This window comes from Stenotrophomonas sp. Sm10 (assembly GCF_030985515.1).
GTDB lineage: Bacteria > Pseudomonadota > Gammaproteobacteria > Xanthomonadales > Xanthomonadaceae > Stenotrophomonas > Stenotrophomonas hibiscicola.
The window spans coordinates 64,027-75,246 of sequence record NZ_JAPTFO010000013.1 but is presented as its reverse complement, the minus strand read 5'-3'; the positions used below and the strand labels follow the sequence as shown (position 1 = coordinate 75,246).

Genomic DNA, 11,220 nt, shown 5'->3' with positions numbered 1-11,220 from the left:
CACCCACACCGCCCCACCCCCGACAATTTCCCGATGACGGATCGAACATCCACATCATTCACCGTCGAAATCGATCAGACATCGAAATTGATCGAATGAGATCCGACAGATCGCGGAAAACCGTCGAAGGCGGGGTGGGTCCGGTTGCAGGGGCGTGAGCCGCATGGATGCGGCGACCGAGCTTACATGGACGTACTTGCAGCGTCCCCTGCCACCGGACCCACCCCGCCTACCCACAGGAATCCGGCCTTTGCCGTTGCTTCAGCCTCTGCGGGTGCAGGGCGCAGCCCTGCAGAGAGAACCCCTTACCTGAACAGGCCTTTTTGCGCGAGGTCTCAGCCATCGGTTAGACTAGGCAGGTCTGCAGCGGCCGTCCGTTTCCCTCCGGGACCGCCGGCGACCAGGGTCCGCCCTCTTCGCCCGCCCCCACTCCGACGCCGTTCGTCACGCATTCCAGCCGGCGCTTCGTGCCGGCTGCACCCAACTTCTCGCAGCGCGGTTCACGGGAACGCTCCGAGTCAGCCGATCACTTTGATCTGCCCCCGTCTGTCCGTTCGGACAGGCGTTTCTTGTACCTGGAGCAATCTCAATGTCTTTTGAATCGCTGGGCCTGGCGCCCTTCCTGCTGCGTGCGCTTGCCGAGCAGGGCTACGAAAACCCGACCCCGATCCAGCAGCAGGCGATCCCGCTGGCGCTGGCCGGTCGCGACCTGCTGGCCGGCGCACAGACCGGTACCGGCAAAACTGCCGCGTTCGGCCTGCCGTTGCTGCAGCACCTGGGCACCGCCTCGCAGGAAGTGCGTGCCGGCCCGCGCAAGCCGCGTGCGCTGATCCTGGCCCCGACCCGCGAACTGGCCACCCAGGTGCATGACAGCCTGCGCGGCTACAGCAAGTACCTGCGTATCCCCAGCGCCTGCATCTACGGCGGTGTCGGCATGGGCAACCAGCTGGACATCCTGCGCCGTGGCGTGGACCTGCTGGTGGCCTGCCCGGGCCGCCTGATCGACCACCTGGAGCGTCGCAGCGTCGACCTGTCCGGCATTGAACTGCTGGTGCTGGACGAAGCCGACCGCATGCTCGACATGGGCTTCCTGCCGTCGATCAAGCGCATCCTGGCCAAGCTGCCGAAGCAGAACCGCCAGACCCTGCTGTTCTCGGCCACCTTCGAGGACAACATCCGCCAGCTGGCGCTGGAGTTCATGCGCAACCCGGAACAGATCCAGGTGACGCCGAAGAACACCGTGGCCGAAACCATCACCCACCGCGTGCACCCGGTCGATGCCGGCCGCAAGCGCGACCTGCTGCTGCACCTGCTGGCGCAGGACAGCCGCGAGCAGACCCTGGTGTTCGCCCGTACCAAGCACGGCAGCGACAAGCTGGCCACGTTCCTGGAAAAGTCGGGCATCAAGACTGCGGCGATCCATGGCAACAAGAGCCAGGGCCAGCGCCTGCGTGCGCTGGGCGACTTCAAGGCCGGCCGCGTGACCGTGCTGGTGGCCACCGACATCGCTGCGCGCGGCATCGACATCAACGAGCTGCCGAAGGTGATCAACTTCGACCTGCCGATGGTGGCCGAGGACTACGTGCACCGCATCGGTCGTACCGGCCGCAACGGCGCGACCGGCCAGGCGATTTCGCTGGTGGCGCAGGATGAAGTGAAGCTGCTGCGCGCGATCGTGCGCCTGCTGGGCCGCGACATGGACATCCGCGATGTACCGGGCTTCGAACTGCAGGTTCCGATCCGCTGGGGCAACAGTGCGCCGGGCAAGGCTGAGCACGATACCGGCGAGCGCGCACCGCGCAAGAGCCACGCACGCCGTCCGCACGGTGATGCGCCGCGCCATGCGCATGCCGGCCCGAAGAAGGCCGGCGGTGGCCGCCGCGAAGGCGGTGGAAATGGCCAGCAGCGTGCAGGTGCCGGCCAGGGCCAGCGCCGTGGCGGTGGTGGCAATGGTGGCGGCCGTGGTCGTGGCCAGGGTGGCGGCGGTGGTCGCGCTGGCTGATCCCAGCTGACATGGAGGGTGCTTCCCGTGCGCGGGGGGCTATCGAAGGACGGCGCTGACGCGCCGTCCTTTTTTGTTGCTGGCTATCGTGAGTAGAAGCCGGCGGTGTGCTGCGCTGAGGGCGGATGGGCGTGGGGCCAGCGCAAAACACGCCGTAAACCCATCCATGGGGGCTCGGTCGGCGCATCCATGCGCCTCACGGTTTTGCGCTGGCCCCACGCCCATCCGCTTCAAGCATTGCCCGCGCCTTCTTCTCCCGCCGGGTAGCCGGGAGAAGAAAGATGAAATTCAAATTCAAATTCAAATTCAAAGTCAAAAGCCGAAGCCGCAATTCCTGGCTTTGCCTTTGCTTTTGCTTTTGCCCTTGCTCCCGCCTTGGGGTCTGATGCGTCCGCGCCCGCAGGAAACTGTCATGGGAGGCAGGGGGCCTCAGCCAGGACCGTTGGCGCCAAGGATGGCGCCATCGAGCCCCCATGGATGGGTTCACGGCGTGTCCTGGCTGAGGCCCCCTGCCTCCCAAGCACAACAACGACTCGGCGCCAAACGCCTCAACCCCGCGCCTTACTCGGATTCACCAGATTCCCGAAGAAGATCGCGTTGATCAACAACCGGTCCGTGCCGTGCCAGTACTTGCGGTGCGCCGGGTCATCGGCAAACAGCACCACGTTGCCCTGCCCCTGCGCCGACACCAGCACCCACGCGCTGCCCGCCACCCGCGCACGGTTGCGCTCGGAAAGATAGCCATTCACCCGCGGCGGTGTGTCGATGCGTACCACCGTCGAGAACGGATTCGTGCTCGGCTGCAGCGTCACCGTGCTCTCCTTGTTGATCGCCAGTTGCCGGCGCGGCACGCCAAACGCCAGCGGATGACTGGTGTCCACATCGGCGCTCAGGATGTTGCCGCTGACCCGCTCGATCGCGGCGATGTCGCGCTGGTCACCGAATGCACGGCGGCTCTCGTCGGCAGTGTCTTCTTCCTTGCCGAGCTTCTCGCCGTCGGCCAACTTCTGCTCGATCGCCCACTTCGATGCACTGCCGTAGGTAACCAGCGAGCCACCCGCCTGCACCCAGCGCTTCAGCGCAGCCACCGCCGTGGTATCGACGCCGGTGTAGGTCCCCCCGGACAGCACGATCGTGGTGTAGCGGTCCAGGGACACTTTGCCCAGCTGCTGCGGGTCCAGCTTGCTGGCAGGCAAATGCAACTGCTGGTCGAGCAGGAACCAGGCCGAGCCGATCTCGGTGGCGGCCACGCCCTCACCCATCACCAGCGCAACCGCGGGTTTGCGCAGCGCCTTGACGCCGTCACTGCCCAGATCGATGCCTTCGCGGCTGCGGCCACTGGACAGCGCGTGCACCTGCACACCTGCCTCGCGCGCGGCCGATGTCACTGCCTCAAGCAGCGCCGCGCCCTGCAGCGCTTGCCCGGCAACCGGAATCACCAGGCTGCCGGCGGCGAAGCTGACGTCGCCCTGCGCGGTCGCGGTGGTGAACGGCTGGAATGCCGCACGTGCGCTCACGCCTTTGCCCTGCAGCGCGGCCAGCGCGCGCCCGGCGTTGTAGTCGCGCCAGTCGATCGCGTAGGCGAACCCGGCCTGGCCACCCAGCACCGCGCCCTGCTGCGCCGGCAACGCACTCACCCGTGCGCCGCCTTCGATACGGCTGCGGCTACCGGCGAAGGCCACGCCGTAGGCCGGTGCGATTGCATAGCTGGTGCTGCCGTAGAACACATCCCCCTTGATCGGCGGCGTCTCGGCAAAGATCGAATGCACCAGGCGGAACTGCGCCTGCTGCACCTGCACCACGTAGGCGCTGCCGGCATCGAAGCGCTGCCCATCGACGGTGACTGCACGCTCCAGCGCACGTACCTCGATGCGATGCAGCAGCAACAGTTCCAGCAGGCGGCGGGTCAGTGCCGGATCGTGCGCGTCGCCGAACACGAAGCTCTTCACCGGCTGCTGTGCGGCCTGCTTCAGCGCGCTCTGGAAGAACTGCTTCTGCAGGTCGAACAGGCCACTGCGCTCGGCCACTGCACCACGCACCGTGCCCAGCCCGGTGGCGACCTGGTTGCGGATGGTGAACGGGAAGGTCAGCAGGCCATTCACCGATTCCTGCACGCGGCCACGCGAACTGGCCTGCTCGACGGTGACGCCGACCGCGCCGTGGAAGTCCGGATAGGTCGAGCCGTACACCGGCGAGAAGTTGTCGAAATTCTCGCCGGTGTAGTACAGCGAACCCAAGGCATCCAGCGCCTGCGCATGGTACTTGGCCAGGGTCTTGTTGAACTCGTACGACGGCGCCGGAATCAACGGGCTGTGCATGCTCTTCGGCGAAGGCTCGAAGTAGTACGTGCTGTCCTTGCCCATTTCGTGGAAGTCGATCTGCACGTTCGGGTACCACTGGTGGAACACCTCCACCTTCGGCCGCGAGTCCTGCTGGGTCAGGGCCAGCCAGTCGCGGTTGAGATCGGTGAAGTAGTGGTTGGTGCGGCCCTGCGGGAACGGCTCGACGTGCTCCTTGTCAGCCGGGTCGGCCGAGGCCGGATCGGAGGCCCACGCGTTGTGCCAGTTGGCGGCGCGATCGCGACCGTCCGGATTCTGCGCCGGGTCGAACAGCACCACCGCCTGCTGCAGCCATTGCTGGGTCTCGGCACTGCGGTTGGCCACCAGGTAGTAGGCGGTCAGCATCGCCGCCTCGGCGCTGGAGGTCTCGTTGCCATGCACGCTGTAACCTAGCCACACCACCACCGGGCTGTCGCCCGCCGCACTGCGCGGCTGCGCCGGATCGACCAGGGTCGCGTGCTGCTGGCGGATCTGTTCCAACCGCGCGTGGTTACCGGCAGCGGTTACCGTGGCGATCAGCAACGGGCGGCCCTCGTAACTGCGGCCGATCTCGCGCACGCTGATCTTGTCCGAGCGTTTCGCCAGTTCCTGGAAGTACGCCACCAGCTGGTCGTGCCGGGTGTAACGGCTGCCGATCGGGTAGCCAAGGAACTGCTCGGGTGTGGGAATGGACGTATCGAACGCGGCCGCGTCGACGGCCTGCGGGAAGAAGTACGCACTCTGTGCCTGCGCTGGCTGCGGGCAGGACAGTGCGGTGGCGGCGGCGATCAGCAACGGAAGAACGGCACGACGATGCAAGGACACGGTGACTCCCCAGGACACAACGGCAGACGGTCGCGCGGCCGGCTCCCTGAAGAAACCGGCCGCAGCGGATGGATCAGAAGCGGTAATCGAAGCCCAGCGTGAAGTAGCGGCCGCGCAGGTCGTACTGGCTGAAGTCGTATGGCGCGCGGATGCCCGGGAACGAAGCGTCGTACGGCGGCGTCTTGTCAGCCAGGTTCTGCACCTTGGCATACAGCGTCAGCTTGTCGATGCCGGTGTAGCCCAGGTACAGGTCGTACTGGCTATAGCTGCCGACGCGCTGCTGCACGGCCTTGGCTGCGGTGCTGGCTTCCTGGCGGTAGCTGCTGGTGTAGTACCAGGTCACGGCTGCGTTGAAATCGCCGTACTTCCAGTCCAGCGTGGTGGTGGCCTTGTCCTTGGGCAGGGTCGCGCCCAGGTTGCTGCCGGCGTAGTCCACCAGCGGGCCACCGACCAGGGTCGGGCGACGGTAGTCGCGCACGTGGGTATAGGCCGAGGACACGGTGAAGTCACCCAGCGCCGCGGTCGGGATGCGCTGCCGCAGTTCGACGTCGATACCCGAGGTCTTCAGCTCGCTCAGGTTCTGGTAGCGGTTGTAGACCGCCTGCAGCTTGCCGCGCTCATCGCGCTGCACCGCGCCAGCCACGTTGTCGTTGACCAGGGTCTGGGTATTGTTGGTGCCGACCAGGTTGTCCAGCTGGATGCGGTAATAGTCCACGCTCAGGTTGGTGTTGGCCCACGGTGACAGCACCACGCCGAAGTTCACGCTCTTGGTTCGCTCCGGCTTCAGTGCGTTGTTACCGACGGTGAAGAAGGTCGGGTTCTGGCGCGAGCCCGGCACGTCCGGATCACGCGGATCAACCACGCTGCCGTAGGCGATGCTGGTGCTGTTGGAGTTTTCCGACAGCGACGGTGCGCGGAAGCCCTTCGAAGCGGACGCACGCACCAGCAGGACATCCAGGGGCTGCCAGCGCAGGCCGATCTTCGGCGAGAACGCATCGCCGAAATCGTCGTAGTGGTCGGCGCGCGCGGCGGCGGACAGCTCCAGCGTCGAGGCCAGCGGCACGTTCACTTCGGCGTAGGCCGCACTGACCTGGCGCTTGCCGTGTACTTCGGCAATGGCCGGGCGCACCTGCAGGCCGGCATCGATCTGCCACGGGTTGTTGGAGTCGAGCTTTTCGCGGCGCCACTCGGCACCGGCCGCGAAGCCGATCTCACCCGCCCAGGTATGGCCCAGGCTGCCGGAAATCTTCGCATCGATACCCTGCAGCTTGGATTCGGCCGGACGCAGCGTGGCGATGTTGATCGAATCACGCACCGACTGCGGCGTGGCCGCCGGGTTGAGCAGGTTGTAGCTGCCCGTGGCCAGCGCATCGGCCAGCGCCCAGCGGTTGGCGAAGCCGCCGGACACGCTCTCGCGCTCGCTGCTGCGTGCGCCGAACGCGGCCACTTCCCAATCCCACGACGCGGTGGTGCCACGCAGGCCGAACACGCCGCGGTAGGCGGTGGAACGGTTGGTCTTGATCGTGCCGCCGAGGTCGAAGAAGGTGTACTCGATTGGGATCGCGCGGCCGTACGGGTTGTACGGATTGTTGGCCGGCAGCAGCGACGACACCGGCTCGGCCAGGCCGCTGTTGGCGTTCAACGCGAAGCGGCCGCTTTCCAGGGTAAAGAACGGGCTGCTGCCGAACCAGGCGGCGCTCTTGATCTGGCTGTACAGCACTTCGCCAAAGGCCTCGACGTTGTCGTTCAGGCGGAAGGTGCCGTTGGCATAGGCCTGGTAACGCTTGGTCGAGGGGATCAGCGTGGTGAACGGCGCCTGGTTGAAGCCGCAGGTGTCACCGGACAGGCCATCAATCGGCGCGCTGGCAACGCGGGTGGTGCCGGCCGGGCAGTTGCCGTTGGCGTCGAGCATCGGTACCGACACGCCGTTGACCAGGTAGCGCGCACCCTTGGCCGACCAGCCGTTCCAGCGGCCACCCGGCTTGTCGGTGTAGATGCCGCTCCTGGTCAGGTTGCGTTCGTCCTGGTCCAGGCGCTCACGGTTGTACCCCTGCAGGCTGAAGAGGATGTTGTAGCCATCGGTGTCGAGATCACCCAGGCCACCGACGAACTTCAGGTTCTGCTCGTGCAGGCCGCCCTGGTCGGCACCGCCGAAGCTGCCGCCGATCTCGGCGCCTTCGAAGTTCTGCCGGGTGATGATGTTGACCACGCCGGCCACGGCGTCGGAGCCGTACACCGCCGAGGCGCCGTCCTTGAGCACCTCAATGCGCTCGACCGCGACCAGCGGCAGCGCATTGAGATCGACGAAGGTGTCGGACAGGCCACCGGCCGGGAAGCCGTAGTTGGCCAGCCGGCGGCCGTTGAGCAGCACCAGCGTGTTCTTCTGCGACAGGCCGCGCAGGCCGATGCCGGCCGAGCCGGACGCCCAGCCATTGTTGGTGGTTTCGTTGGCAGCGTTGCCGGTGTTGGCCGAGATCGAGCGCAGCACGTCGGCGACGGTGGCCTTGCCGGTCTGTTCCAACTGCTGGCGGCCGATCACCTGCACCGGGTTGGAGGCCTCGGTATCGGTGCGCTTGATGTTGGAACCGGTGACGCGCACGGCGGCCAGGGTGCTGGCTTCGCCACTGGCGTCGGCGGAGGTTTCGGCGGCGGCGGACAAAGGCGCGGCCAGAGCGACGGCCAGGGCCGCCACGAGCAGGGTGTGCTTGGGCATGACGATGTGGGGGAGGTGGAAAGGGCGACGTAGTTCCGCAGTAGTCCATGCCAGGCCGGGGTCCGGCCAATAACATCTCTTCATACGGATATAAGAGAAACTATCATCTCTTCATCCGGATGGAAAGAATTACTTCACGAAAGGCCAACAATCGCTCAGGATGGCCGGCCATCTGCGGCGTACAATCGCGCCATGGAAATCTTCAAAGTCTTCATGCTCGAGGCGGCGCACCGCCTCCCCAACGTGCCGCCGGGTCACAAGTGCGCGCGCCTGCATGGCCACTCGTTCCGGGTGGAACTGAAGGTCGAGGGCGAGCCCGGCGCGCAGACCGGCTGGATCATGGACTTCGGCGACGTGAAGGCGGCTTTCCAGCCGATCTATGACCGCCTGGACCATCACTACCTCAACGACATCCCCGGCCTGGAGAACCCGACCAGCGAGAACCTGGCGGTGTGGATCTGGAACCAACTCAAGCCCAGCCTGCCGGCGCTGAGCGAGATCACCGTGCACGAAACCTGCACCTCCGGCTGTCGCTACCGCGGCCCGACGGCCTGATCAACCCATTGATCTGAAAGGCTTTTCAAAGGCGCCCTGAGCGCCTTTGTTATTTTTGTTGCATTGCCGCATCAACGGCGTATGCTGCAATGCATCAAGCCACTCCCTGATGCCCCCATGGCCGCCGCCTTCAGCGATCGCTTCAGTGATGCCACCCGCCAGTTCGCCGCCGCCGCAACGCGCGCAAACCGATTGGCGTTGGAGAATGCGGAAAGCATGTTCGGCGTGCAGTTGAAGGTGATGGAGCGCAACCTGACCGCGACCGGCGGCTGGCTGGGCGAACTGGCCCGCAGCGACGACGCGGCCGGGATGCTCAACAAGGGCGCACAGCTGTGGCAGGACAACCTGCAGCGGCTGGGCCAGGCCCAGCAGGACGTGGTCGGTCTCGGCCTGGTGGCCAGCAAGGCGTGGTCCGAACTGGTGCAGGGTTACAACGAATCAACGGCGGACGCGAGCAACCACTGACGCGACGCAACGCTCATTGCGTGGGTCCCTCCCCCCATGCAATCCGGACCCGGCAGATCCCTCCCTCTGCCGGGTCTTTTTTTGCCTGGCGTCCGGATTCCGGAGTGCGTCTTCGTCCGATGTCTCTGCGAACTGAGGGGCCCCGCAGGGACAGGCAGGGGCCTGGGCAAATGTCCCGGCGCCGGCCGTTGGCCGCCACCTCCTCCTTTACTTTGCCCAGCCCCCCGCCCGCCCCGACGAGACTCGGCTTACGGCAGGTAAAGCGCAGCGCTCGTGGCGCCTTTCAACGAGGCGCCGACGAACTCCGAACGCAGGGCGGATGCCCTTGCGTACGAAGTAAAGGGGGAGGTGACGGCCAACGGCCGGCGCCGGAGGACATTCGTACGCAAGGGCCTCCGCCCTGCGCCGCGCAGGACAACCCGCGAAGGAACCTCAGCGCCCGCGACCACCATGCCAATGCTGGTGCCACGCCTGGAACATCAGCACGTTCCACAGGTGCGTGTGCCACTTGCGCTCGCCGCGCAGGAACGCTTCCCAGATGCCGCGCACGCGTGCCGCATCGAAGCAGCCCTGGTTGCGAAGCAGCTGCGGGTCCAGCAGCGCCTCCGCCCAATCGCGCAACGGACCGGCCAGCCAGCGCGCCATGGGCGGGCCAAAGCCACGCTTGGGACGGTACACCAGCGGCTCGGGCAGGTAACGTGCCAACAGATTCTTCAGAATGAGTTTGTGTTCGCCATCGTGGTACTTCAGGTGCTGCGGCAGGCGCCAGGCCAGGCGCACCACCTCCATGTCCAGCAATGGCGCACGGGTTTCAACGCCCGCCGCCATGCCCGCGCGATCAACCTTGGCAAGGATGCCCTCGGCCAGGTCCATGCGGAAATCCAGCAGCTGGATGCGCGCCTCGGCCGGCAGCGCCGTGTCCTGCTGCTGGAAGATCGTCAGCGGCTCACGCGCACCCAGCACTACCTGCGCCGGCTGCCGCCAGCGCGTCACGCGCTGCAGGTAGTGGCCTTCCACGTCGTTGGCGGCGACTTCCGCCACCAGCGCACGCCAGCCGCCGAGGCGGCCTCGCTCCACGTTCATCCGGTTGCCGCTGCGCCGTGCCAGGTCACGCACCCAGTCCGGCAGGCCGCCGCACAGGCGTGCGTTGCGCAGCGCGCGGCCGTAGCTGGGGTGACCGAAGAACAGTTCATCGCCGCCATCACCGGTCAGTGCAACCGGCTTGCGAGCGCCCAGCAGTTCGCTGGCGAGCAGGGTCGGCAGCTGCGAGGCATCGGCGAACGGCTCGCACCAGACCTGCGGCAGGCGCTGCAGCAGGTCCAGGCCCTGGCGCGCGTCCATGCGGTGCAGGTGATGCTGCACGCCCAGGTGACGCGCGACCTGCGAGGCCCAGTCGCTCTCATCATGGCCGGGATCGTCGAAACCGACCGTCCAGGCTTCGATCGGCAGAGTCGACTGCGCCTGCATCATTGCGGTTACCAATGAGGAATCGGTGCCTCCGGACAGGAACGCGCCGCAGGCCAGCGGCGAGTGCATGCGTGCGGCAATGGCCTTCTGCAGTACCGCTTCCAGCTGGTCGGTGGCCTGCTCCAGGCTGGGTGCCGGCTGCAGTGGTTCCTGCAGCGCGCTCTGCATCGCATCGCGTGCACACCAGTAGCGTGAGCCGCCCTGTGTGGCCTGGCTGGAACCGCCAGCCGCATGGTCATTCAGATCGATGCGCAGCATCGCGCCGGCCACCAGCTTGTGGATACCGCGGTAGATGGTGTGTGGTGCCGGCACATAGTCATGGCGCAACAGCAGGCTCAGCGCATCCTGGTCGATGCCAGGGGCAAATCCGGCGAAGGCCTGGAGCGCCTTCAACTCCGAGGCAAACAGGAACTGGCCCTGGTACCAACCGTAGTACAGCGGCCGCTCGCCGACCCGGTCGCGGGCCAGCCACAGTTCGCGCGCCTCCCGGTCCCACACACTGAAACCGAACGCGCCCTCGATGCGCGACAGCGCCCGCTCCACGCCCCATTCGACGATCGCCTGCAGCAGCAGCCGCGCATCGCTGCAACTGCGTGGCAGGTCGCGCAGCTGCGCCTGCAGGTCACTGCGGTTGTACAGGCGGCCGTCCAGGCACAGCACGTAGCGACCGCAGTCCGAGCTCAGCGGCTGTAATGGCGTATCGGTGGGCGCCCGGCAGTGGCCCAGTGCCAGGCCGGCCCCGGCGTCGGTCCAGTAGCCAATGCGGCCCCGGCCGCGCTGCTGCAGGGCGCGCAGCATCGGTGCCAGGCGCTGCAGCAGGTGTTCGTCCTCGGCAGGTGGCAGCCAGGCCCCGACCACGCCACTCATCGGGCACC

Annotated in this window: 6 protein-coding genes; 3 read left to right on the top strand and 3 right to left on the bottom strand. The window is 66.6% G+C overall.

Annotation, left to right across the window (positions count from 1 at the left end):
- Positions 1 to 589: 589 nt before the first annotated feature.
- Complete coding sequence (locus tag O0J15_RS06145; protein ID WP_019660948.1) at positions 590 to 2,002, top strand: DEAD/DEAH box helicase; 1,413 nt, start codon at positions 590 to 592, stop codon at positions 2,000 to 2,002.
- Between the two features lie 548 nt (positions 2,003 to 2,550).
- On the opposite strand, the gene O0J15_RS06140 is transcribed toward O0J15_RS06145, so the two are convergent.
- Together O0J15_RS06140 and O0J15_RS06135 are read right to left on the bottom strand one after the other, a co-directional pair.
- Entirely contained in the window at positions 2,551 to 5,145 is a 2,595-nt protein-coding gene (locus O0J15_RS06140) for a M14 family zinc carboxypeptidase (RefSeq protein ID WP_308305316.1), read from the bottom strand.
- A gap of 73 nt (positions 5,146 to 5,218) precedes the next feature.
- A complete protein-coding gene (locus tag O0J15_RS06135; protein WP_308305315.1) occupies positions 5,219 to 7,858 on the bottom strand; it encodes a TonB-dependent receptor in 2,640 nt (879 codons plus the stop codon).
- Between the two features lie 192 nt (positions 7,859 to 8,050).
- On the opposite strand from O0J15_RS06135, the gene queD reads away from it, so the two are divergent.
- Entirely contained in the window at positions 8,051 to 8,413 is a 363-nt protein-coding gene (queD, locus tag O0J15_RS06130) for a 6-carboxytetrahydropterin synthase QueD (RefSeq protein ID WP_308305314.1), read from the top strand.
- Positions 8,414 to 8,530: 117 nt separating this feature from the next.
- Entirely contained in the window at positions 8,531 to 8,878 is a 348-nt protein-coding gene (locus O0J15_RS06125) for a phasin family protein (RefSeq protein ID WP_019660945.1), read from the top strand.
- A 432-nt stretch (positions 8,879 to 9,310) separates the two neighbouring features.
- Here the strand turns inward: O0J15_RS06125 and asnB are convergent, their stop codons facing one another.
- Positions 9,311 to 11,212 carry an asparagine synthase (glutamine-hydrolyzing) gene (asnB, locus tag O0J15_RS06120; protein ID WP_308305313.1) on the bottom strand — a complete coding sequence of 634 codons (1,902 nt, stop codon included), beginning with the start codon at positions 11,210 to 11,212 and terminating at the stop codon, positions 9,311 to 9,313.
- Positions 11,213 to 11,220: the final 8 nt, after the last annotated feature.